We start from the raw sequence: 24,045 nt of genomic DNA, 5'->3' as shown, positions 1-24,045 counted from the left end.
CATGTTTACCATCGGCGGCCCTGCCGCCGCCATCGGGTTCTCCGCGGCGGACAGCGAGAGGCCCCGGTGGACGGCACGCCGTCCACCGGGGCCCCTCGGCCGTCACCCGAGCGGGACCTCCAACTGCCGGGCCAGGTCGGCCACCAGGGCGTCCAGCCAGCCCCGGATGGTGCCCGGGTCGAACAGGTCGGCGTCGTACTCGACCAGGCCGGAGTAGCCGTCGGCGTCGGGGGTGAGACTGAACGAGCAGTCGGCGCGGGCGGAGGGGCCGGCGATGTCCTCGATCTCGGTGGTCAGGCCGGGGAGGTCGAGGGTGATGGGCGGGGTGCTCTGGACGGCGAGCAGGATCTGCGGGAACACGGGGGGCAGCAGGATGCCGCGCTCCCGCAGGGGCTCGACCAGCAGGCCGAAGGCCGTCACCGAGTGGTCCAGGGCGGAGGCGATCGCCTCGGCGGCGTGGTCCACCTGCTCCGCGAACCCGCCGGCGCCCCCGGTCGGCACCAGGATCGGCACGCTGTTGGTGAGCAGCCCGACCACCTTCTCGTCGGCCGGCCGGGTGCGGTTGGCGTTGGAGAGCAGGACCAGCGGCGCCGGGGCGCCGCTGAGCGAGCCGAGCAGCCGGGCGAGCGCGGCCAGCAGGACGGCGGAGGCGGTGGCGGAGCGGGCCGCCGCGTAGCGTCCGACCGCCTCGGCCACGGCCGCCGGGATGCGGAACTCGGCGGTCTCGCCGTGCCCGGAGCGCTTTTCGGGGCGCGGCCGGTCGGTGGGCAGGTCCACCGAGAGCGGCGCGCCGTCGAGGACCTTGGCCCAGTGGTCGGTGGCCGCCGCGACGGCGGCCCGGGTGACCACCGTCCGCTCCCAGCAGGCGTAGTCGGTCATCCGGCCCGGGGCATCCGGCAGCGGACCGCCCGTACGGTAGAGCGCGCCCAGGTCGGCCAGCACGGTGGCCAGCGACCAGCCGTCCAGCGCGATGTGGTGGACGGACAGCAGCAGCACCCACTCCTGCTCCGCCGGACGCAGCAGTCGGGCGCGCAGCAGCGGCGGTGCGGTCAGGTCGTACGGGCGGGCGATCACGGCGTCCAGGGCCTCGGCGAGCGCCGCGTCCCGTTCGGCCGGGGCGAGCCCGCGCAGGTCCTCGACGGGGAGGTCCAGCGGGGTGTTCGGCAGCACCTGCTGGAGCACCCCGAGTTCGGTGTCGGGGAAGCGCGTGCGCAGGCTCTCGTGCCGCTCGGTGACCGCCGTCAGCGCGGCGGCCAGCCGCTCGGGCTCCAGCGGGCCGCGCACGGTGATCCGCTGGGTGATGTTCCACACCGCCGGATCGGCCGACCCTGCGTGGGCCTTGCGCATCCGCCACTGCCCCACCGCGGTCGGCGCGGCCGCCAGGGCCGTCCCGTCGCCGGTCAGGACGGCGAGCAGCCGCTCGCGGTGGGCCCGGACGAGGCCGGTGAGCTCCTCGTCCATCGCCCCGGCGGGGGCCAGGTAGCCGATCCGGTCGCCGGTGGTGCGCAGTACGACCTCGCGTTCGTCGAGCAGGCGCAGCAGCCGCGCCCAGTCGTCCTCCGCAGCCTCTGCCGTAGCCTCTGCCGCGCTCACAGCGTGCCCTCCTCGTAGGCCGGGGCCTGGTGCTGCTCGGCGGCCGGCTGGTGGGCGGCCATCGCGCGGACGGTCGGGCGGCGGAAGAAGTCCAGCACGCCGATCCGCAGCCCGGTCGCCTCGCGGACCCGGTTCAGCAGCCGGGTGGCGGCCAGGGAGTGCCCGCCCAGGTCGAAGAAGGAGGTCTCCACTCCGGCGGGGCGGCCGAGTTCCTCCTCCCAGAGCCGTTGCACGGTGCGCTCCAGGTCGGTGACCGGCGCGGCCTCGGGCTGGTCCGCGCCGAGCGGGCGCGGCTCCGGCAGGGCGGCGGTGTCCAGCTTGCCGTTGGTGTTGAACGGCAGCGCGTCGACGGTGGCCCAGAGGCCGGGCACCATGTAGTCGGGCAGCAGGTCGGCCAACTGGTCGGCGACCCGGGGCAGTTCGGCGTCCGGGCAGCCGACGTAGCCGGCCAGGACGGTGCCCGCCGCGGTGCGACGCGCCGTCACGGCGGCGGCGTGCACGCCGGGCAGGCCGAGCAGCACGGTCTCGATCTCACCCGGCTCGACCCGGTAGCCGCGCACCTTGACCTGGCGGTCGGCCCGGCCGAGGAACTCCAGCCGGCCGTCCGGCCGCCACCGGCCGAGGTCGCCGGTGCGGTAGGCGCGGCCGTCGGGGGTGTCGGTGAAGACGGCGGCGCTCTCCTCGTCGCGGCCGACGTAGCCGATGCCGACCTGGACGCCGAGGGCGTGGATCTCGCCGACCGCGCCGGGCGGCACCCGGCGTCCGGCGGCGTCCCGCAGCACGATCCGGCTGCCCGGGGTGGGGCGGCCGATCGGCGCGTACTCCCCGCCGTCCCGGTCGATCTCGCCGGCCGTCAGCGCGTGGGTCTCGGTCGGGCCGTAGTGGTTGATCAGCCGGCAGTCGGGGTTGCGGCGCAGGAAGGCCCGCAGCGCGGGGGTGAGCAGCACCTGCTCGCCGCCCGAGATCAGCTCCCGCAGGTGCGGCACCGGCTCCTTGCCGAGCGCGTCGGTCAGGGCGGCCAGCGGCGTGTACGGCAGGTGGATCCGCTCGGCCCGGGTGGCCCGGACGACGGCGGCCAGCGCCGTCACGTCGTAGCGGGTCTCCTCCTCGATCAGCAGCAGGGTGCCGCCGCCGGCCAGCGTGGTCAGGATCTCCTGGACGCTGACGTCGAACCCGCAGGAGGCGTACTGGAGGGTGCGGGCCGCCGGGTGGTCGGCGACGTTCCAGGCCACGAAGTGGGCCAGGGCGAGGGAGTGCATCAGCACGCCCTTGGGGCGGCCGGTGGACCCGGAGGTGTACAGCAGGTACGCGGGCGCCTGCGCCGAGGGGGCGGGCAGCGGGGGCAGCTCGACGGCGGCGTCGGCCGGGGCGGCGCCCGTGAGCACCGTCGGCACGGTCAGGCCGAGCTCCGCCGCGGCGGCGTCCGAGGTGGTGAGCAGCACGGCGGGCGCGCTGTCCTCGACGATCAGCCGGCAGCGCTCGGGGCCCTGCAGCACGTCGACGGGGACGTGGACGGCGCCCAGGCGCAGGATGGCCAGCAGCCCGGCCACCAGGTCCACCGAGCGGGGGAGCAGGACGCCCACCCGGCTGCCCTCGCGGACGCCGGCCGCCAGGAGCCGGCCGGCCAGGTCGTCCGCCCGGGCCAGCAGCGTCCGGTAGTCCGTCTCGGCGCCGTCGGGGGCGACCACGGCGGTCTGCTCGGGCCGGCCGGCCGCGGTCGCGGCGATGGTGGCCAGCGGGTGCTCGGGGTCCGGGGCGGCGGCGGGGCCGCACTCCAGGTCGGCGTCGGCCTCGGCCGCGGGTACGGCGGTGAGCTCGACGAGGGGGCGCTGCGGGTCGGCGACCGCGGCGGTCAGCAGCCGCTCGAAGGCGCCGAGCAGCCGGTCGACGGTGGCCCGGTCGAAGAGGGTCTCGGCGTACTCGACGTGGCAGCGGATGCCGTCGGGCAGGCTGGTCAGGAACAGCGTCAGGTCGAAGGCGGCGCGGTCCGCCACGTGGTCGAGCGGGCGGGCCGTCACCCCGGGCAGGTCCAGCTCGAAGACCATGTGGTTCTCGAACTCGACCATGACCTGGAACAGCGGGTTGCGGCTGGTGTCGCGCTCCGGGTTCAGGTCCTGCACCAGCACCTCGAAGGGCAGCTGCTGGTGCTCGTAGGCGTCCAGCGCGGTGGAGCGGACCCGGCCGAGCGCCTCGGCGAAGGCCGGCTCGCCGGACAGGTCCAGGCGCAGCGCCAGGGTGTTGACGAAGAACCCGACCAGGTCCCCGGTGCCTTCGGTCCGGTTGGCCACCGGGGTGCCCAGCACGATCTCGTCCTGGCCGGCGTAGCGCTGCAGCACGGCGGCGAAGCCGGTCAGCAGCACCATGAACAGGGTGGAGCGCCTGGAGCGGGCCAACTCCCGCAGGCCGTCGGAGAGTTCGGCGGGCAGGTGGTGGACGAAGGAGCGGCCGCGGCCGTCCGGCACCGCGGGGCGCGGCCGGTCGGTGGGCAGGGCCAGCACCGGCAGGTCGCCGCCGCCGAACACCTTGCGCCAGTAGGCGAGGCTCTCGTCGTACTCGCCGGCGGCCACCCGGGCCCGCTCCCGGGCGGCCTCGGCGGCCGGGCCGGTGGCGAGCACCGGCAGGCGGGCGGCCCGGTCCTCCCGGGCGGCCAGGTAGAGCTCGCCCAGCTCGCGGGTGATCACCACGGTGGACAGGGTGTCGATCACGATGTGGTGCATCGACAGCACCAGGACGTGCCGGTCGGCGTCCCGCTCCAGCAGCAGGGCCCGGAACAGCGGGCCCTCGGCCAGGTCGAAGCGGTGCGCGCCCTCGGCGGTGACCAGGTCGGCGACGGCGTCCGGTGAGGCCGCGTCGGCCGTGACCCGCTGCAGCACCGGGCCGGCGGGCGGCGCCAGCACCTCCTGGAACGGTTCGCCGTCCTGCTCCCGGAAGACGGTGCGCAGCGCGACGTGGCGCTCGACCAGCCCGCGCAGCGCGGTGTCCAGCGCCTCCGGGTCGAGCGGGCCGTCCAGCTCGATCGCCTTGACCTCGTTGTACTGTCCGCCGTCGGGCAGCATCCGGTGCAGGAACCACATCCGCTGCTGGGCGTAGGACAGCGGCGCGCCGCGCTGGGTGTCCCGGCGCAGGACGTCGAGCTGCGGCAGTCCGGCTGCGACCAGCTCGGGGGAGAGCCCGAAGTCCACGAAGGCGGCGATCTCGTCCGCGCCGGCCGCCCGCAGCTCGGAGAGCACCCCCTGGACGCTCTCCGGGGTGCCGATCAGCGCGCGGGAGGCGCAGTACCGCTCGTACGCGCGTTCCAGCACGAACTCCAGGTCGTCCTCGCGGGCGTTCTTGAAGTCCAGCGTCAGGCCCAGGCTGTTGGCCATCTGCCCGAACAGCGACAGCGAGGAGCGCAGGTAGTTGCAGAACGGCCGGTAGGCCTGCTCGCGCGCGGTGGCCAGGTCGGTGCCCAGGTAGGTGTGGACCAGCACGACCACCCGGCCGGCCTCCGGGTCGAGGCCGTGCTCGGCCCGGGTGCGCCGGTAGATCGCGATGTTCTCGGCCAGCTGGGCGACGTCCTGGGTCATCAGGTTGGTGATGACGCCCAGGTCGTGCCGGGCCGCCTCGCGGAAGCTGTCCGGGTTGCCGACGATCGCGGTGAACATGGGCGGCAGGTCCTGCAGCGGGCGCGGGTGGAGGGTCACCTCGATCGGCTCGCCGTTGCCGTTGCGGCCCCGGTACGGCTCACCGCGCCACAGCGCCCGGACGGTGTCGATCTGCCGGTGCATCAGCTCCTTGTGGCTGCCGTAGTTCTCCGGGAAGAACAGGAAGTCGTTGGGGTGCCAGCCGCTGGCGCAGCCCAGGCCGACCCGGCCGCCGGACAGGTTGTCGACCACCGACCACTCCTCGGCGACCCGCACCGGGTGGTGCAGCGGCAGCACGGCGCAGCCCGCGTTCAGCCGGATCCGGCTGGTCTCCCGGGCCAGGGCGGCGGCCAGCACTGAGGGGTTGGGGAAGATGCCGCCGAAGGAGTGGAAGTGGCGCTCCGGCAGCCAGACGGAGTGGAAGTCGTTGCGGTCGGCGAAGCGGGCGCTCTCCAGGACGATGCGGTACTTCTCGTCCTCGGGGGAGTCCAGCGGGTAGTCGCCGAAGAAGTAGAGGCTGAAGTCCACCGGCCGCTGCGGGTCGCTGACCGGCTGGTACGGAATCGGCTCGGCCTGGGTGCGCACGGCCTCGGTGGGGACGGGGAGTCCGGCGGCCGGCCGCGGGGCGGGCAGGCGGACGCCGGGCGAGGCCGGGAAGAAGCCGCCGCGCCGCAGGTCGCGCAGCGACTCGCGGACCGCGTCGATCACGAACTCCACGTCGCCGTCGGTGTGGGCGGTGGAGAGGAAGAAGTTGCGCCACTCCCACACGTAGACCCCGCGGGTCAGCAGGTGCGGGAAGAGCAGCTCCATGTCGGCCCGGGGCTCGAAGCGGAAGAGCGAGCCGAAGTGGGCCAGCCGCAGCGGGAACTCCTCCTCCTCGAAGAAGCCGTTCAGCGTGGCGGCCAGTTCGTCGGTGCGGGCGTTCAGCCGCTCCTGGAGGCCGGGGCCCGCCGACTTGAGGTGGCGCAGCACCGCGCCCGCGGCGGTCATCGCCAGCGGGTGCTGGATGTAGGTGCCGCCGAAGAAGGTGGTGTCCTTGGGCGGGTAGCTGTCGTCGCCGTAGTCCCAGTGCCCGCCGTCGATCCCGTCCAGGATGTCGGCCCGCCCGGCGATCGCGCCGATCGGGTAGCCGCCGCCCAGCACCTTGCCGTAGGTGGAGACGTCCGGGGTGACGCCCCAGAAGCCCTCGGCGCCGCGCAGGTGGGGCCGGAAGCCGGTGAGCATCTGGTCGAAGACCAGCACGATGCCCAGCCGGGTGGTCAGTTCACGCAGCGAGCGGACGAAGTCGACGGGCTGGCGTCCGGGGTGGCGGCTCTGCACCGGCTCGACCAGGACGGCGGCGATCCGGTCGCCGTGCTCCTCGATGACCTTGAGGCTCTCCGGGTCGCCGTACCGCAGCACCAGCAGGTCGGCGACCGCGCTGCCCGGGATGCCGATGGACACCGGGACGGTCTCCCGGTCGGCGCCGTGGCCCAGCGTCCGGCCCAGGGTGTGGTCGAAGTGGCCGTGGTACGAACCCTCGAACATGACGATCTTGTCCCGGCCGGTGTGCGCGCGGGCCAGCCGGATCGCCCCGGCGTTCGCCTCCGTACCGGAGTTGGCGAAGGCGACCCGCTCGGTGCCGGTCAGCTCGGCCAGCAGCTCGGCGGCCTCGCCGGTCTCCGGACCGCGCGGGCCCAGCCGCAGGCCGGAGGCCAGGTGCTCGCGGACGGCCTCGGAGACGAACTCCGGGTCGTGGCCGAAGAGCAGGACGCCGAAGCCCATGGTGATGTCGACGTACGGGTTGCCGTCGACGTCCTCCAGCCGGGAGCCCCGGGCGCTGCGGGCGGCGAGCGGGTAGAGCATCTCCTTGGTGCCGGAGCGGAAGCCGACCACGGCGCGGCTGTCCGCCAGGGTGCGGCGGTGGCGGCGGGTGATCGCCTTGGAGGCGGTGGTGCGGGCGGTGAAGCGGGCGACCAGCTCGTCCACGTGGGCGCGCTGCTGGTCGGTGAGGCCGCCGGAGGCCATGCCGGACTCGCGGGAGACCGTCACCCGGGGGCCGTGCACCTGCGGGGCGGCGGGCGCCTCGACGGCGGGGGCTTCGACTGCGGCTGCGGGGGCGGGGGCGACCGCGGGTGCGGGTGCGGTGGCCGGGGGCAGGGCGGCGGGCGTGGGTGCCGGCGGGAGGACTGCGGGCGCGGGGGTGCCGCCGGCCAGCAGGCCGAGCTGGTCGCGCATCAGGTCGGAGAACTGGCCGAGCAGCGCGAGCTGGCGCTCGATCAGGCCGGTGCCGTCGGTCACCGGGGGTAGCGCGGCGGCGGCCGGCGGGGCGACGGCGGGTGCGGCGAGGACGGGCTGGGGCGCCGGGGCCTGGACGGGCGCCGGGACGGTTCGGGCAACCGGGGCGGCCGGGGCGGCCGGGATGGCCTGGACAATCGGAGCCGTCGGCACGGCAGTCGGAGTCGCGACAGGCGCAACAGGCGCGACAGGCGCGGGCGCGGGCTCGGGGGCCGCCACGGGCTCCGGTTCGGCGGCCGGCAGTAGCGTGGCCAGCACCGCCGGCTCCAGCCGGGAGGCGATCAGCCCGGCCAGCCGGGCCGGGGTGTCGGCCGCCTCGAACAGCTCGCGCATCGACACCCGCACCCGGAACGCGCGCTCCAGGTCCCGGATCATGTTGATCATCGAGAGCGAGTCGGCACCGAGGTCGAAGAAGGGCTCGTCCGCGCCGACCGAGGCCTCGTCGTAGCCGAGCTGGCGGGCCGTCTGCTCGACGACCTGCCGCAGCACGGCCTGCTCGGCGAGCTCCTCGGGGCTCGGCGTCGGTGCCGAGGCGGGCGCGGCGGCCGGTGTCAGGGCAGGTGTCAAGGCCGGTGTGGCGGCCGGTTCTTCGGCCGGCGCGGTCTGCTGGGGTGGGTCCTGGCGCATGGCGGGGTCCTCGGTGGTCGGCCGGGCAGGGGCGGTGAACCAGTGGCGGCGGCGTTGGTAGACGGTGGTGGGCAGCGGGACGCGGCGGGCCGGTCCGTCCGGCCAGTCCCGGGCGGCGGCGAAGCGGGCCCAGTCGAGCGGGACACCGTGCGACCAGAGCGCGGCCGCGGCGGCGTCGAACTGCTGCTCCGGCGAGGCGCCGCGCCGGCCGCCGGCGACGAAGTGGCGCTGCGGAAGCTCCCGGCGGCCCATGCCGGTCAGCGTCGGGTGCGGGCCGATCTCCAGGTACAGCTCGTGGCCCTGCCCGTCCAGGGCGGCGAGCACCTGGTCGAACCGGACGGTCTCCCGGGTCTGCCGCAGGAAGTACTCGGGCGTCGGGACGGTTCCGGGCTCCAGCACCTCGCCGCCGAGGTTGCTGACCAGCGGCACGGCCAGCGGCCGCAGGCGCAGCCGGGCCAGCTGGTCGCGGAACGGGCCGAGCACCGGGTCGAGCAGGCGGGAGTGGAACGCCCGGTCGGTGGCGAGCCGCTCGGTGGTCACCCCGTCGGCGGCCAGCACGGCCTCGGCGGCGGCGATCTCGCGCGGCGGGCCGGCCAGCACGCACTGGCCGCTGCCGTTGACCACGGCCAGGTCCACGCCCGGCAGCCAGTCGTCCAGCCCGGACAGCCGGTCCAGGCCCGCCGAGACCACCGTCATGGCGCCCGGCTCGCTCAGCCGGTGCATCAGCCGGCCGCGCAGCGCGGTCAGGAACATCCCGTCGGCCAGGTCGAGCGCGCCGGCCGCGTGGAAGGCCGCGTACTCCCCGGCGCTGTGCCCGGCGACCGCCGCCGGACGGACCCCGAGTTCCTGCCAGAGCCGCAGGTAGGCCGCCTGGAGGGCGAACAGCGCGGGCTGCGCCGCCTCGGTGGTCCAGCTGTCCTCGGCATCCTGGGGTGCGGGGTCGAGCAGCAGCGGCAGCAGCGGCTCGTCCCAGTTCGCGCGGTGCAGCCGGTCGCACTCGTCCAGGACGGCGCGGAAGACCGGGAAGGCGTGGTACAGCTCGGCGGCCATGCCCCGGTACTGGGCGCCCTGGCCGGTGAAGAGCAGCACCGGCCGGATCTCGCCGCGGCCCGTCTCGCGGTGGGCCGCGCCGGCGGTGGGCCGGCCCGCCAGGAAGGCGTCCAGGGCCTTGCGCAGGGCCGCCGGGTCGGGCCCGGTGACGGCCAGCCGGTGGCGCAGCGCGCGGCGGCCGGCGCCGAGGGTGAGCGGCAGGTCGCCGGGGGCGAGGGCGGGTTCGGCGTCCAGCCGCTCGCGGAGCAGCCCGGCCAGCTCGGTCAGGCCCTGGGCGGTGCGGGCCGACAGCGGCAGCACGGTCGGGGCCGGCCGCGGTGCGGGCACCGTCGCGGCGGCGGCCGGGGCCTGCTCCAGCACCAGGTGGGCGTTGGTGCCGCCGACGCCCAGCGCGCTGACCCCGGCCCGGCGCGGGGTGGGGCCGTCGGGCCAGTCCCGGCGCTCGGCGGCGAGCCGGAACGGGCTGCCGGCCAGTTCCAGCGCGGGGTTGGGGCTGGTGAAGTTCACCAGTGGCGGGATGGTGCCGTGCCGCAGCACCAGCAGGGCCTTGATCAGGCCCGCCAGGCCGGCGCAGGTGTCCAGGTGGCCGATGTTGGGCTTGACCGAGCCGAGCGAGCAGAAGTCGGCGGCCTCCGTCCGGGCGCGGAACGCCTGGGCCAGCGCCCGGAACTCGATCGGGTCGCCGAGCGGGGTGCCGGTGCCGTGGGCCTCGATGTAGCCGATGCTGTCGGCCGGTACGCCCGCGAGGTCCAGTGCCCGGCCGACCACCGCGGCCTGCCCGTCCACGCTGGGCGCGGTGTAACCGACCTTCCGGCCGCCGTCGTTGTTGACGGCCGAGCCGAGGATCACCCCGTGGATGGTGTCGCCGTCGGCCAGCGCCCGGTCGAGGCGCTTGAGCAGGACGGCGGCGACGCCGTTGCCGCCGACCGTGCCGCCCGCCTCGGCGTCGAAGGCCCGGCAGGCGCCGTCGGGGGAGAGGATCGACCCCTCCTCGTAGCGGTAGCCGGTGGCCTGAGGGATGTGCAGGGCGGCGGCCCCGGCCAGCGCCAGCTCGCAGTCGCCCGCCAGCAGCGACTGCACGGCGAGGTGGACCGCGACCAGCGAGGTGGAGCAGGCCGTCTGCACGCCGATCGCCGGACCGGTCAGGCCCAGCCGGTAGGCGACCCGGGTGGCGGCGAAGTCCGCCTGGTTGCCGATCGCGGTCTGCAGGGCGGCGACCGGCTCGCTCGGGTCGGCGGTGGTGGCCAGGGCGTGCTGGTAGTAGGTGCGCAGCGCGTACAGGGTCATCCCGGTGCCGGCGAAGACTCCGACCCGGCGCTCCGGGTCCGGCGCGTCGTAGCCGCCGTCCTCCAGGGCCTGCCGGCAGATCTCCAGCAGCAGGCGCTGCTGGGGGTCCATCAACGCGGCCTCGGCGCCGCTGATGCCGAAGGCCTCGGCGTCGAACCGGTCGATGTCGGTGAGCGCGCCGGTGACCGGGACGAAGTCGGGGTGGCGGTACTCCTCCGGGCGCAGCCCGGCGGCCGCCAGCTCCTCCTCGGTGAAGCGGGTGGTGCTCCGGACGCCCTCGACGATGTTCCGCCAGTACTGCTCGGGGGTGTCGGCGCCCGGCAGGCGCAGGGCCAGGCCGACGATCGCCACCCGGCGGTCGTCGCCGGGGCCGGCGGCGGGGTCGGTGCCGGGGGAGGCGAGCGGGGCGGTGGGCGCGGCCGGCTCGGCGGCCAGGTGGGCGATCAGTGCGTCCACGGTGGGGTGGCGGAACAGCTCGGTGGGCGCCGGGGGCGTGGGCAGCGCGGCGCTCAGCGTGCCGTGGACCCGCATCAACTGCAGGGAGCCGATGCCGAGTTCGGCGAGCGGGCGGCCCGGGTCCAGCGGGGTGTCGAGGACCGACTCGAAGGCGTCCAGGACCAGCCGGCGCAGCCCCGACGGCGCGGCCCGCTCGGGGACGGGTCGTACGGCGGGCGGGGTTCCCGGGGTCGCGGCGGACGGCGCGGGCGTGGTGGGCGCGGCCGGCGCGGCGGCGGTGACCGGGCGGGGCGCGGTGGCGAGCAGTCGGCGCCGGGCGGCGGGGGAGCTCGGGTCCGGGCCGGCGTACCGGTGGCCCGGGGCGCCGGCCAGCAGCAGCGCGGCGAGCCGGCGGCCGTGCGCGGCGCTCAGCACGGCGATGCCCCGTCCGGCGGCGGCCTGCTCGTTCTCCGTGTCGCGGTTCATGCCGATTCCGCTCCACAGGCCCCAGGAGATCGTCCAGGCCGGGGTGCCGGTCTCCCGGCGCAGCCGCTCGACGGTGCTCTCCAGGTAGCGGTTGGCCGCGGCGTACCCGGTGGAGCCGACGGCCTCCTGGAGGCCGATCATCGAGGAGAAGGCGACGAACTGCGCCCCGGGCCGCTGCCGGACCAGCTCGACGAGGTGGTCGGTGCCCTCGGTCTTGGTCCGCAGGGCCTCCCGCCAGCCCTCGGTGTCGGTGTCGGCGAGCAGCGCGAGGCGGTAGCCGCCGGCCAGGTGGAGCACACCGTCCAGCGGTGCCTGCCACTCGCGTTCGGCCTCGGCGATCACCGCCGCCATCTGCCGACGATCCGTCACATCGGCCTGGCGGTAGGTGACCTGACCGCCCTGGGCGGCCAGTCGGCGCAGCGCGGCCCGGCGTTCGGCCGCCTCGGCGGTGGGGGCGTCCAGGTCGCTCCGGCCGACGATCAGCAGCCGGGAGCCGTACTCGCGCAGCAGCCCGGGCAGCAACTCGGCGGCGATCCCGCCGAGGCCGCCGGTGACCAGGTAGTGGGCGCCGGGGGTGAGCAGCGAGCAGCCCGCCTCACCGGGGGCGGCGGCCTCGACCGGTCCCAGCCGGGGGACCCACGGGCGGCCCGCGCGCCAGGCGGCCTCGGGCTCCTGCCGGGGGTCGGCCAGCAGGGCGAGCAGCGCGGCGGCCTGGTCCGTGGCCGGCGCGTCACCGGGCAGGTCGAGGTGCCGGGCGGCGGGCACCTGCTGCTCGGACCGTGCCCCGGCGGTCAGCGCGGCCGTCAACGCTCCCTGTGGGCTGGGGAGTTCGCCGGGGAGGACGGCGTGCAGTCCGGCGCTGACGGAGACCAGCTCGCGGACCGGAGCCCGGCCCGGGAGCGCCCGCAGCAGGGCGAGCAGTGCCTCGTCCGGGCGGGCCGAGCCGTCGTCGCCGCCGGTCGCGCTCCACAGGTAGACCAGCCGGTCGGCCGTCCCGTCGCCGAGGGCCCGCAGCCACTCCTCGGGGTCGGCGGTCGGCGGGTGGTCCACCACCCGGGCGTTCGGCAGGGCGGCGGCTAGGGCCTCGGTGAGGGTGCCGGGGCCGGACGGGCCGAGGAGCAGGATCGTTTCCTCGGCCTTCGCTTCCTCGGCCACCGGTTCGACCGGGGCCTCCGCCGTAGGGCGGGCCTCCCAGCCGAGTTGCCGTACGCAGTCCGGCAGTGTCCGGGAGTTGGCCTCGGCCAGGTCCAACGCCACGATGTGGTCGTCGAGTTCGCCGTCCAGCAGGCGGCCGCGCAGCGCGGTGCGCTGGATCTTGCCGCTGGTGGTGCGCGGGAACTCGGCCGCCGGGACGGGGAGCACCAGGGCGGGCGCCGGCTGCCGGCGGGCCGCCAGCACCTGCCGCACCTCGGCGGCGACGGGCGGCGCGGGGGCGTCCGGGTCGCTCGGGACGTAGGCGATCACCAGCTGCTCGGTACCGGTGCGTTCGTCCGGCACCCCGAAGGCCGCGACGTGCCCGGAGCGCACCCCCGCCACCGAGGCCACCACGTCCTCCAGCTCGTGGCAGAAGTAGTGCACGCCGTTGACGATGATGATCTCCTTGCGACGGCCGGTGAGCACCACCTCGCCGTCGACCAGGAAGGCCAGGTCTCCGGTGTCGAACCAGCCGTCGCCGACGAAGGCCTCCCGGTTGGCGGACGGGTTGTTCAGATAGCCCGGCGTCACCCGGCCGGAGTGCACCTGGAGCCGTCCGACCCGCAGCTCGGGCAACGCCCGTCCGGCGTCGTCGGCCACCCGGATCCGGGTACCGGTCGCGGGCCGTCCCATGCTGAGGAAGGCGGTGCCGCGCTCCGTCGAGTCCGGGTCGGCCGGCTCCAGCCGGCCGGTCAGCGAGTCGGTGCGCACCAGTCGGCGGGCGCCGTCCTCGTGGTAGCGCTTGTAGGTGATCGCCGTACAGGTCTCGGCCATGCCCCAGGCCAGCAGCAGGTGCTCCGGGCGGACGCCGAACGGGGCGGTGGCGGCCAGGAACTCGTCCAGCACCGCCTCGGTGCACTGCTCCCCGGCGTTGATCAGCGACTTGACCGCGGACAGGTCCCAGTGGCGGTCCGGCCCGGCGGCCCGGACGGCCTCGGCGACCAGCCGGTAGCCGAAGTTGGGCGACCAGGAGTGCGCCGCCCGGTAGTGCTCCAGCGCGTCCAGCCAGACCAGCGGGTCGGCGAGCACGAGCTCGGTGGGGATCTGCACCTGGTCGGCGGCCAGTACGACGTCGCGCAGGTGGAACATCAGCAGCCCGGCGACGTGGTCCAGGGGCAGCCAGTTGACCGTGGTGTCGGCCGGGTCGTTGCCGGTGGCGACGGACCCCGCCACGTACTCCAGGATGCCGCGGTGGGTGATCTGCACGGCCTTGGAGCGCCCGGTGCTGCCGGAGGAGAGCTGGAGGAACGCGATGTCGCCGGGGTCGGGGGCGTGGGTGGGGGCGGTCCGCGGGTCGCCGTCGGCGGGCTGGTCGGCGGGCTGGTCCACGGCGGGCCGGTCGACGGCGATCACGCGTAGGCCCGGCGCGGGGTACAGCTCCCCGAGCCGTTCCAGGCCGGCCACCGCCGGTCCGCAGGCGAGGACCGGCGGCTCCTCCAGGGTCTGCCAGGCGTGCCAGAGCTTCTCCAGGACGGGGTTGCGCTCGTGGTAGTCCGGCGGGCGGGCGACCGTCACCGGCTGCACCCCGCCGAGCAGGCAGGCCCACAGCGCGGGGAAGTAGAACTCCGGTTCCGGGACCTGGAGGATCGCCCGGTCCCCGGTGCGCAGCCCGGCGGCGGTCAGCGCGGCGAGTATCTCGCGGGCCCGGGCCAGGAGTTGACGGTAGGTGAGCCTGGTCGCCTCGCCACCCGCCCGGACCAGGTGCAGCCCCCGGTCGGGGTGCAGCTCGGCGGCGCTCAGCAGCGCCTCGGGCAGGGTCCGGGGCGCGTCCGGTGCGGGGACGGGCAGGGGGGTGCCGACGGCCTCCGTGCCGGGGTCCTCGGCTGCGGCCGCCGGCTCCGTCGGCTCCGTCGGCTCCGTCGGGTCCGTCGGGTCCGTCGGGGCGGCGCCCGCGACGGGCGAGGCCGTCGCCTCGCCGAACGGGCGCCAGCGGTCGGTGAGTTCGCGCAGGTGGCGCAGCGCCGGGCCGGGTGCGGCGGGTTCCCGGCGGAGCGCCGCGGCCAGCGCGGCGGCGTCGGGCTCGCCCTCGGCGGTGCGGACGATGCCGTCCAGGACGTGCACTTCGGCGCTCGGGTCGGCGTCCAGCAGTGCCGCGGCAGCCCGGCGGCGCAGGGCCTCGGGATCGCCGTCGACGGCGGGTACCAGGTAGGCGAGCAGGCCCGGTCGGCCGCTCTCGTGCTCGACGGGCAGCAGCGCGCAGTCGGCGATCTCGGGGTGCAGCAGCAGTCTGGCTTCGAGGGTGCGCAGCCGGCCGTGGTCGGGACCGGTGGGGCTCATGAGGTTCGGCACCTTTCGGATCGGTGCCGGGGCGCGGGTGTGGGCCGCCCCGGGGCATGGAGGGGAGCGGAGACGGGTGGCGCGGACGGCGCGGGGGCGCCGGGGTGTGGAGCAGCGGCGGTGCGGGGTGAAGCGGTGCGGGGTGAAGTGGTGCGGAGGCGTGCTCGGGAGACGCGCTCAGCGGCGGCGAGTGCGGGAGACCAGCACCAGGAAGCCGAGCGCCAGCACGATCGGGACGGCGTGGGAGACGCCGACCACGGTCAGCGGGCTGAGCAGCGCCAGCAGCGAGCCGCTCAGCAGCATCCCGGTGCCCATGCCGACGTTCTCGGCGGAGGCGAGGATGCCGAAGGCCTCCCCGCGCCGCTCGTCGGCGAGCGCCTGGATCCGGGTGGTGTAGGAGATCTCGGTGAAGCCGTCGCCGAGGCCGGCGCCGATCGCGACCACCAGGAACAGCGGGGTCGGCAGGTCGGTGAAGACGAGGATGAAGCAGGCGGACATCAGGCAGGTGCCCAGCGCGAAGCCGCGCTCGCCGGGTTCGATGCCGCGCCGCAGCATGAACCGGGAGACCAGCTGCTGGGCGGCGAGGTTGCCGATCGCCCAGGTGGCCCAGAAGGTGCCGAGCAGCGCGGCCGGGTTGCCGGGGGAGGACTGGTTGGCGAACACCGGCAGGCTGATGTTGTGGGCGGCCGAGCCGAAGGCGTCCAGCAGCCGGATGCCCGCCATGGCGCCCACCACCGGGGTGGCCCGCAGGACGATCAGTGCCTGCCAGCGGCGCCGGCGCTCCTTGGCCGTCGGCGCGGGTCGCTCCGCCTCCGCCGCGGGCTGCCCCGACTCGGTCGCGGGCGCGTCCGCCGGTGCGGCGCGGGTGGGCAGCGGCAGTCGCAGGACCAGCGCGCCGAACAGGACGAAGCTGGCCGCGTCGATGAGCAGCGCGGCGCGGAAACCGGCCCAGGCCACCACCACGCCGGCGGAGGCGAAGCCGAGCACCATCGCGGTCGAACGGCAGCTCGCCATCAGGCTGTTGGCGCGGGCGCGGCGGTCGGCGCCGACCATCTCGGGGATGCTGGTGCGCAGGGCGACGGCGCAGACCGCGGCCGCGCCGCCGAGGATCAGGGCGAGCGGGTAGAGCACGGGAATGCGCGCCGGGGCCGGGACGAGGGCGACCACGACCAGGGCCAGCGCCTGGGCCGCGGCGCAGCCCGTCATCAGCCGGCGGCGGTCCAGTCGGGCGACCAGCCGCCCGGCGACCAGTCCGCCGCCGAGGCCGCCCACCAGCCGTAGGACCAGGTACCCGGCGGTGCCGAGCGCGTTCCCGGCGGCCTCGTAGGCGAACAGGCTCAGCGCGACCAGGTCGAGCTGGCTCCCGTACGTGGAGAGGGCGTCGCCTGCGGCCAGCCGGTAGAAGACCCGGGGCAACTTGCTCGCGGGCTGGTGCGGTGCTTCGACTGCGGTGTCCGGCACGGTAGTCCCCCCGGGCACGCCATATATGGCGGTTCAGTGTGACATTGCACCGCAACTTAGAGGTGAACGGGCGTTAGATCAATACTTTGATCATTCCATGTCCAAAAGATCGTGGACTCGGCCGACTTACTGTCATCTTTCGCGCCATCCTGGCCAGTTGTTGGCGTACGGACGGGAAGGGGTCGCGGGTCAGCGGCGCCCGAAGAGCTTGCCCAGCCAGCCCTTGCCCGCGCGGCCCTGCTCGGCGCAGTCGCAGCGGGCGGACTTGGGCACCCCGGCGAGGACCTGCTCCACGTGCATCCCGCATCCGGCGAAGGTCGGCTTCCCGCAGGTGCGGCAGGCGACTCGTCGGCACATGTCGTTCTCCGTTCTCCCGGCCCCCAGGGGTGGGGCCACCGCCCCAATATACCCCACCCCGTATTCGCAATGTCGGATTCGTCCCGCTGTCGGGGTCGGAGCGACGGCAGTGCGGACGGGCCGGAAGGGGAGACGGGGCCGGAAAGGGGGAGTGCCGTCAGGCCGTCCCTGGTCGGGCCGGCGGGATCGCGTAGGTCAGCGTGGCGGTGGCCACCAGGACGTCGTCGGCGTCCAGCAGCTCGGCCAGCACGACGCACAGCCGCCGCCCGAACTTGGCCGTCCTGGCGTGCACGCGCAGCGCCCCCGGCCTCGGCCGGTTGAGGAAGCTGATCTGCAGTGAGCTGGTCAGCGCCATCAGGGTGGGCCCGAGCCGGGCGTTGATCAGCAGGAACGCGGCCAGGTCGCAGAGGCCGGCCTGCTCAGGGCCCGAGACGGTGCCGCCCGGGCGGATGCGCAGCCGGTCGCCGTCCACCGCCATGGTCAGGGTGCGGCCGTCCACCTCGGTCACCCGGCAGGCGGCGTAGTCGGGAAACTGGTCGGCGATCAGGGCATTGAGCCGGCCGGGGCCCAGGAGGACGTCGACGGTGGCGACCGCCGTGTTCGCGTCGGTGGTCATGGACGTCAGCGTAACCGTCGGTCCGGCGGTGCGCCCGGGGCGCTCCAGGCCTGGTTCCGGCCAGCTTCGTTCGCCGTGGTCAACCGCCAAGATCCGTTAAGGGAAGGGGAATCGCGCATGTCGTGCGGGTGTCGGCATGGCCGGAACCAGCCGCTCCGGAGGCCCCGGATGGCCGGATCCGCTCGGCATGATTCGTGAGGGACCTTGTTCGGCCCAAAATGCAGCACCTACGCTCCGAGCAAGTTCAGCGGAGCCGGTGTGGAGCTCCGCCGGCCGCTGGGGGGCGGCGTCTCTTTCCTTGCGGTCGTCATCGAGGGCCTCGGCGGAAGCGGGCCCCCGGCTGCCCACCCGCGTCCGTGTCCTGCTTCAGAAACGGGGTGTCGCGCCATGGGGATTTCCATTCCGGACGACGAGGCGGTGGTGGTCCGCACGCCCGACGAGTTCCTGGCGATGCCGGAGGAGTACCGCGAGATCGCGATCCGCGGCATGGTGGTCAACACCGAAGGGGAGCTCTCCGGCGGCGACGACTACGTGCAGGTCTTCCTGCCGCTGGCCCCCGACGCGGAGGAGCGGCAGGTCTGCGCCGAGCGCGCCGCCGAGGAGTACGACCACTACAAGATCGGCAAGCGGGTCCTCGCCGAGGTCGGCGTGGACACCAGCTACATGGAGACGCAGACCCTGGCCGAGCGGAACCTGTTCCGCGCCCAGGAGTTCCACAACTGCACCACCTGGGCCGAGCGCGGGATCTTCTCCTACATCGGGGAGGAGACGGCGATGGTGATGATCTCCGAGTTCGCGCAGAGCAGCTACCGGCCCTGGGCGGACGCGGTGCGCACCATCATCCTCGACGAGAAGGTGCACATCGCCCACGGCGCCCGGGTGTGCCGCAACCTCGCCGCGACCGACGACGGGCGCGAGCAGCTCCAGCAGGCCCTGGACCGGCTGTGGCCGACCTTCGTCCGGATCTTCGGCAGCCCGCGCTCCGAGCGGGCCAAGCTGGCCGTCCGCTTCGGCCTGCGCCAGACCACCAACGGCGAGGCCTGCGACCTGTGGCGGGAGAAGGTCACCCCGCGGATCAAGAACCTGGGTCTGCGCCTCCCGGAGTAGGGGAGTGTCCGACGATTCCCGCCGGGTGCGCCGCCGATCGTCGGACACGCCCACCGCACCACGCCGATCCCGCGACTCCGAGGAGCCCACCGCCCATGGCAACACCCGTCACCATCGAACGCCGCCCGCTGAGCCGGCGCGAGGCCAAGGCCCGCACCGCCGAACTCATCGCCGACCGGCCCGACCTGGCCGAGCGCCTGCACCGGCTGCGCCGGCTGGGCCGCGAGGTCCGCTCCTGCGAGGTCCACCTCACCAACACCTGCAACATCCGCTGCAAGGGCTGCTGGTACTTCGAGGGCGGCTTCGACACGGCCGTCAGGGAACTGTCCGACCTGGACCGCATCCGGGCCTTCGCCCGGAAGCTCGCGGACGACGGCGTCAACCAGGCCACCCTGATCGGCGGCGAACCCACCCTCGTCCCGCGCCGGATCGAGGCCTTCGTCGAACAGCTGCCGTACGTCACCATCTCCACCAACGGCCTGCGCCCGATGCCCAGACAGGGCTTCGAGGAGATCGCCATCGCGGTCAGCATCTTCGGCGGCGGCCCGCTCGACGACGACCTGCGCGCGATCCGGGTCAACGGCTCGAAGTTCACCGGCCTGTTCGACACCGCGCTCTCGCACTACCGGGACGACCAGCGGGTGCTGTTCATCTACGCGCTCTCCGAGGCCGGGGTCGAGCACATCGAGCCCACCGTGCGGAAGATCGCCGAGAACGGCAACATCGTCACCTTCAACTTCTACAGCGAGCACGGCACCGAGACCCCGCTGCGGATCGCCGACGAGCGGCGGGTGCTGGACGAGGCCCTGCGGGTCAAGGAGCTGTACCCGCAGGCGGTGGTGAGCCACCCGTACTTCATCCGGACCCTGGTGACCGGCCGGACGCACTGGGGCGGCAGGTTCGGCTATGACGTCTGCCCCAGCCTCAGCGTCGACGCCCCCGAGCACGAGGACCGCGTCGCCAACGGCAACCCGGTCATCCCCGGCTTCAACGTCTGGGGCGCCGACTACGAGTCGCTCCAGTTCTGCTGCACCTCCGGCGACTGCGGCGGCTGCCGGGACAGCCAGGCCGTCTACAGCTGGTTGGTGGTCAGCGCCAACCGCTTCCTGGACGACACGGCCCGGCTGGAGCAGTGGCTGGACATCGCCGAGAGCTACTGGCGGCAGTGGCACTGGGCCCCGTACCACGCCACCAAGGCCTGAGCCCCCACAGCCACCCGCCCCGTACGTCCCCCGCACCGCCACCGCCGCCCCGCGCGGACGAGGAGAGCCATGCCCGACACACCGGACCGCACAGCCATCGAGACCTTCGTCGTCGACGCCCTGGTCGACCTCGGCGTCGACCGCGAGGGCATCGTCGACGACGCCGCCCTGGACGAGCTGGAGATCGACTCGCTCGACCTGGTCGAACTCAGCCAGTCCATCCGCAAGCAGCTGGACATCCCGGTGAAGCCCAAGGACTTCGACCAGCTGTACACCGTCGGCGAGGTGCTCGCCCTGTGCTGCCGGAAGGCCGGGCTGGAGTGAGGCCCCGGGCCGTCGTCACGGGCCTGGGCGCGGTGACCCCGCTGGGCGTGGGCGCCGAGGAACTCCACCGGCGGGCGGTGGCCGGGGAGAGCGGACTCGCCGACGGGCTCGGGCTGTGCCGGGACTTCCGGCCCGCCGACCACCTGTCGCGCCAGCAGCTGCGCCGCACCGACCGCTTCACCCAGCTCGCGCTCGTCGCCGCCGCCGAGGCCCTGGCCCAGGCGGGCTGGACGGACGGCCCGCCGCCCTACCCCGCCGAGCGGATCGCCTGCGTGGTGGGCTGCGCGCTCGGCGGGACGGCCAGCTTCGAGCGCCAGGCCGAGGTGCACCGGCAGCAGGGCGGGGAGTTCGTCTCCCCGCTCATGGTGCCCGCCATGATGGCCAACGCCGCGGCCTCGCAGATCGCCCGGCAGCACGGCTTCCGCGGCGAGGCGCTCTGCCTGGCCTCCGCCTGCAGCAGCGCGACCCAGGCGATCGGCACCGCCCTGCTGCTGCTCGCCGCGGGCGCCGCCGACGCGGTGGTGGTCGGCGGCGCCGAGGCCTCCACCTCCGAACTGGTGCGGGCCGCCTTCCGGACCGCCGGCGCGCTGTCCGAGAGCGGCCGGTCGGTGCCCTTCGACCGCGACCGGGACGGCCTGCTGATCGGCGAGGGCGCCGGAATCCTGGTGCTGGAGACCGCGGCCGGCGCCGCCGCGCGGGGCGCCACCGTGCTCGGCGAGGTGCTCGGCTACGGCGCCACCTGCGACGCCCACCACCTCACCGCCCCGGACCCGACCGGCGAACCCGCGGCCCGGGCCGTCACCCTGGCCCTCGACGCGGCCGGCGTCACCCCCGGGCAGCTCGGCTACCTCAACGCGCACGGCACCGGGACCGTCCTCAACGACCGCGCGGAGTGCGAGGCGCTGCGGCTGGCCCTCGGACCGGCGGTGGAGGAGGTCCCGCTGTCCTCCACCAAGTCCGGCACCGGCCACCTCTTCGGCGCGGCCGGCGCGGTGGAGGCCATCGCCACCCTGCAGGCGCTGCGCCACGCCACCGCCCCGCCCACCGCCGGGCTGCGCGAGCCGGACGAGCGGCTCGGCCCGCTGAACCTGATCCGCCGCGCCACCCCGCTCGCAGCCCCCACCCTGCCCGGCGGCCGCCGGGTCGGGCTCTCCACCTCCTTCGGGTTCGGTGGGCACAATGCGGCCCTGGTCCTGGCGGCGGCCGAGGCACCGGCCCCGGCCGGGAGGGCCGTTGCGACCAGTGCAACGGGTAGGACTGGTACGACCACTGCGACCACTGCGACCAGTCCAACCGGTGCAACGGGTACGACCGGTACGACCGGTACGACCGGTACGACGAAAGGCCAGGAGTGATGCTCGGCTTCCACGGACGCCGCTATCTGATCACCGGCGTCCTCAACCAGGACTCCATCGCCTGGCACACCGCCAGGGCGCTCCAGGAAGCCGGCGCCGAGGTCCTGCTCACCGGCTTCGGCCGGGCCCGGCGGATCACCGAGAAGGCCGCGGGCGTCCTGCCCCGCCCCACCGAGGTGCTGGAGCTGGACGTCACCCGGCCCGAGGACTTCGCCCGGCTGGCCGAGGAACTGGAACGGCGCTGGGGCGGGGTCGACGGCGTTCTGCACGCGGTCGCCGCCGCCCGGCAGACGGCGCTGAGCGGCAACTTCCTCACCACCCCGCCGGAGGCCGCCGGCCTCGCGCTGCGCACCGCGGCCGTCTCCCTGCACTCGCTGGCCACCGCCCTGGCCCCGCTGCTCGGCGCGGACGGGCGGCGCGGCAGCGTCGTCGGGCTGGACTTCGACGCCAGCGGCGCCTGGGCCGGCTACGACTGGATGGGCGTGGGCAAGGCGGCCCTCGGCGCGGTCTGCCGCTACCTGGCGATGTACCTCGGCCCGTCCGGCATCCGGGTCAACCTGGTGGCCGCCGGCCCGGTGGAGACCGTCGCCGGGCAGGCGATCAGCACCTTCGACCGGATCGCCGACCGCTGGCAGGCCGAGGCCCCGCTCGGCTGGGACCGCACCGACCCGGCCGTGGTGGTCGGCCCCGTGCTGTTCCTGCTCTCCGACCTCGCCGCCACCGTCAGCGGGGAGATCCTGCACGCCGACGGCGGGATGCACGCCGTCCGGATGGGCACCGGTCCGGCCTTCGCCGAAGGAGGCGCGGCATGACGCCCGCCATCGTCGGCGTGGGCGCCGCCCTGCCCGAACGGGTCGTGCCCAACGCGTACTTCGAGCGGATCGGCGCCTCCCCGGAGTGGATCGTCAAACGGACCGGCATCGAGGAGCGCCGCTTCCTCGCGCCGGACGGCCGGCTCGCCGACCTCGCGGTGGCCGCCGCCGAGCGGGCACTGCGGCACGCCGGGCGCAGCGCCGCCGGCATCCGGCACGTGGTGGTCGCCACCATCACCCCGGACCGGGTCACCCCCGGCGTGTCGGTGGAGGTCGCCGCCCGGCTCGGCATGCCACGGGCCACCGCCTTCGACCTGCACGCGGCCTGCGCCGGGTTCGTCTACGGCCTGGACCACGCCGCCGCGCTGATCGAGACGGGCCGGGCCGAGGCGGTGCTGGTCTGCGGCGCCGACGCGCTGACCCGGATCACCGACCACGAGGACCGCGGCACCGCGGTGCTGCTGGCCGACGGCGCCGGCGCCGCCGTGGTCGCCGACGTGCCCGGCGCGCCCGACCCGTGCTTCTCGCTCGGCAGCGACGGCGAGCAGATCCCGCTGCTCTACGCCGACCGGGACGACCGCAAGCTGCGGATGGACGGCCGGGAGGTGTTCGACCACGCGGTGGAGAAGATGTCCGCCGCCACCCGGGAGGTGCTCGACCGGCGCGGCCTGACCTGCGAGGACCTCGACCTGTTCGTCGCCCACCAGGCCAACGCCCGGATCGTGCGGGCGGTCGGCAAGGAGGTGGGGCTGCCCCCGGAGCGGCTGTACCTGAACGTCCACCGGGTCGCCAACACCTCGGCGGCCTCGATCCCACTGGGCCTGACCCACGCCCGCGAGGAGGGCCTGCTGGACGGCCCCCGGCTGCTCGGCCTCGCCGCGTTCGGGGCGGGCATCACCTGGGGCGCCGGGGTGATCGGCTGGCGGCCGGGCGCCGGCGCCGAGCGGGAGGTGCGGACGTGAGGACGCCCCGGTTCCCGGTGATCGCCGAGATCACCGCGCCCGACGGGGCCAGGCTCACCGTCCGGGCGCTGGCCCGGCCGGAGCCGGCCGCCCCGGTGGTGACCGTCCTGCCGGCGATGGGAACGGCCGCCCGACACTACGCCCCGCTGGTCCGCGCGCTGCACGCGGCCGGCCTGAGCGTGGCCACCTGCGACCTGCGCGGCCACGGCGAGAGCCGCCCGGTGCCGCGGCGCGGGGTCGCCTTCGGCTTCCGCGAGCTGGTCGAGCACGACTTCGGGGCGGTGCTCGACGCGGTGGCCGAGGCGTTCCCCGGCGCGCCGCGCCTGCTGCTCGGCCACAGCCTGGGCGGGCAGCTGGGCCTGGTGCACTGCGGCGTCTTCCGGCCCCGGCTGGCCGGCGTGGTGCTGGTGGCCGGCGGATCGGCCTGGTACCGGACCTTCGGCGTACGGGCGGGCCTGCGCCGGCTGGCGCTGAGCCAGTTCTCGGTCGTCGCCTCGGCGGCGGTCGGCCACTGGCCGGGCGAGCGCTTCGGCTTCGGCGGCCGCGAGTCGGCCCGGCTGATGCGGGACTGGGCGCGGCAGATGCGCACCGGCCGCTACCGGGCGCGCGGCGCCGTCACCGACTACGAACGGGCGCTGGCCCGGGTCGACCTGCCGGTGCTGGCGGTGGACGTCGAGGGCGACGAGCTCGCCCCGCCGCGGGCCGTCGACCACCTGTGCGCCAAGCTGCGCTCGGCCCGGGTGGAGCGCTGGAGCTACACCTCCGAGCGGGCGGACGGGCGCCCGCTGGACCACTTCCGCTGGATCCGGCACAACCGCGGGCTGGTGGAGCGGATCGCCCCGTGGATGCTCGCCGCCGCCGGTGCCGGAGATGCCGCCGGTGCCGGAGACGCCGCGGGTGCGGGTGAGACGGCCGACGCCGAAGACGCCGCGGGCGCCGGCGGTAGCGCCGCGTCGCCCGGCGGCGTCCGCCCGACCGTATGAGGATCAGACCGAGCCCC

Annotated in this window: 12 protein-coding genes; 7 read left to right on the top strand and 5 right to left on the bottom strand. The window is 75.2% G+C overall.

Annotation, left to right across the window (positions count from 1 at the left end; genetic code table 11):
- Positions 1–102: 102 nt before the first annotated feature.
- The 5 genes from ACZ5OX_RS26900 to ACZ5OX_RS26880 all read right to left on the bottom strand — a co-directional run bounded on the left by ACZ5OX_RS26900 (position 103) and on the right by ACZ5OX_RS26880 (position 17,283).
- Entirely contained in the window at positions 103–1,593 is a 1,491-nt protein-coding gene (locus ACZ5OX_RS26900) for a condensation domain-containing protein (protein ID WP_465633640.1), read from the bottom strand.
- The gene (locus tag ACZ5OX_RS26895) at positions 1,590–14,849 is read right to left on the bottom strand and encodes a MupA/Atu3671 family FMN-dependent luciferase-like monooxygenase (protein ID WP_465633639.1); all 13,260 of its coding nucleotides are present in this window, start codon (positions 14,847–14,849) and stop codon (positions 1,590–1,592) included. Before ACZ5OX_RS26895 ends, ACZ5OX_RS26900 begins: the two co-directional genes overlap by 4 nt.
- 177 nt (positions 14,850–15,026) lie before the next feature.
- The gene (locus tag ACZ5OX_RS26890; RefSeq protein ID WP_465633637.1) at positions 15,027–16,310 is read right to left on the bottom strand and encodes an MFS transporter; all 1,284 of its coding nucleotides are present in this window, start codon (positions 16,308–16,310) and stop codon (positions 15,027–15,029) included.
- Between the two features lie 189 nt (positions 16,311–16,499).
- Complete coding sequence (locus ACZ5OX_RS26885; RefSeq protein WP_465633635.1) at positions 16,500–16,667, bottom strand: hypothetical protein; 168 nt, start codon at positions 16,665–16,667, stop codon at positions 16,500–16,502.
- A 157-nt stretch (positions 16,668–16,824) separates the two neighbouring features.
- Positions 16,825–17,283, bottom strand: a complete 459-nt coding sequence (locus ACZ5OX_RS26880; protein ID WP_465633633.1) for a PaaI family thioesterase — start codon at positions 17,281–17,283, stop codon at positions 16,825–16,827.
- A gap of 387 nt (positions 17,284–17,670) precedes the next feature.
- Between ACZ5OX_RS26880 and ACZ5OX_RS26875 the strand changes: the two genes are divergently transcribed.
- The 7 genes from ACZ5OX_RS26875 to ACZ5OX_RS26845 all read left to right on the top strand — a co-directional run bounded on the left by ACZ5OX_RS26875 (position 17,671) and on the right by ACZ5OX_RS26845 (position 24,028).
- Positions 17,671–18,390 (top strand): Phenylacetic acid catabolic protein, encoded by a 720-nt coding sequence (locus tag ACZ5OX_RS26875; RefSeq protein ID WP_392877194.1) that lies wholly within the window; start codon positions 17,671–17,673, stop codon positions 18,388–18,390.
- Between the two features lie 95 nt (positions 18,391–18,485).
- Positions 18,486–19,592 carry a radical SAM protein gene (locus tag ACZ5OX_RS26870; RefSeq protein ID WP_465633631.1) on the top strand — a complete coding sequence of 369 codons (1,107 nt, stop codon included), beginning with the start codon at positions 18,486–18,488 and terminating at the stop codon, positions 19,590–19,592.
- 69 nt (positions 19,593–19,661) lie between these two features.
- On the top strand, positions 19,662–19,916 hold the full coding sequence (locus tag ACZ5OX_RS26865) for an acyl carrier protein (protein ID WP_449806913.1): 255 nt from the start codon (positions 19,662–19,664) through the stop codon (positions 19,914–19,916).
- Complete coding sequence (locus ACZ5OX_RS26860; protein WP_465633630.1) at positions 19,913–21,271, top strand: beta-ketoacyl-[acyl-carrier-protein] synthase family protein; 1,359 nt, start codon at positions 19,913–19,915, stop codon at positions 21,269–21,271. The genes ACZ5OX_RS26865 and ACZ5OX_RS26860 overlap by 4 nt, the downstream gene beginning before the upstream one ends.
- Positions 21,271–22,083 carry an enoyl-ACP reductase FabI gene (gene fabI / locus ACZ5OX_RS26855; protein ID WP_449806915.1) on the top strand — a complete coding sequence of 271 codons (813 nt, stop codon included), beginning with the start codon at positions 21,271–21,273 and terminating at the stop codon, positions 22,081–22,083. Before ACZ5OX_RS26860 ends, fabI begins: the two co-directional genes overlap by 1 nt.
- Positions 22,080–23,045, top strand: a complete 966-nt coding sequence (locus tag ACZ5OX_RS26850) for a beta-ketoacyl-ACP synthase 3 (RefSeq protein ID WP_402402508.1) — start codon at positions 22,080–22,082, stop codon at positions 23,043–23,045. The genes fabI and ACZ5OX_RS26850 overlap by 4 nt, the downstream gene beginning before the upstream one ends.
- The gene (locus tag ACZ5OX_RS26845; RefSeq protein WP_465633628.1) at positions 23,042–24,028 is read left to right on the top strand and encodes an alpha/beta hydrolase family protein; all 987 of its coding nucleotides are present in this window, start codon (positions 23,042–23,044) and stop codon (positions 24,026–24,028) included. The genes ACZ5OX_RS26850 and ACZ5OX_RS26845 overlap by 4 nt, the downstream gene beginning before the upstream one ends.
- Positions 24,029–24,045: the final 17 nt, after the last annotated feature.

This window comes from Kitasatospora sp. NPDC032121 (assembly GCF_055580145.1).
Note: the sequence above shows the minus strand (reverse complement) of the source record. Positions and strands in the feature narration are given on the sequence as shown.

Excerpts from the sequence above, each read along its gene's own strand:
- ACZ5OX_RS26850 (WP_402402508.1), top strand. The coding sequence starts at position 22,080 with ATGACGCCCGCCATCGTCGGCGTGGGCGCCGCCCTGCCCGAACGGGTC.
- ACZ5OX_RS26865 (WP_449806913.1), top strand. The coding sequence starts at position 19,662 with ATGCCCGACACACCGGACCGCACAGCCATCGAGACCTTCGTCGTCGAC.
- ACZ5OX_RS26885 (WP_465633635.1), bottom strand. The coding sequence starts at position 16,667 with ATGTGCCGACGAGTCGCCTGCCGCACCTGCGGGAAGCCGACCTTCGCC.
- ACZ5OX_RS26880 (WP_465633633.1), bottom strand. The coding sequence starts at position 17,283 with ATGACCACCGACGCGAACACGGCGGTCGCCACCGTCGACGTCCTCCTG.
- ACZ5OX_RS26870 (WP_465633631.1), top strand. The coding sequence starts at position 18,486 with ATGGCAACACCCGTCACCATCGAACGCCGCCCGCTGAGCCGGCGCGAG.
- ACZ5OX_RS26895 (WP_465633639.1), bottom strand. The coding sequence starts at position 14,849 with ATGAGCCCCACCGGTCCCGACCACGGCCGGCTGCGCACCCTCGAAGCC.
- fabI (WP_449806915.1), top strand. The coding sequence starts at position 21,271 with ATGCTCGGCTTCCACGGACGCCGCTATCTGATCACCGGCGTCCTCAAC.
- ACZ5OX_RS26875 (WP_392877194.1), top strand. The coding sequence starts at position 17,671 with ATGGGGATTTCCATTCCGGACGACGAGGCGGTGGTGGTCCGCACGCCC.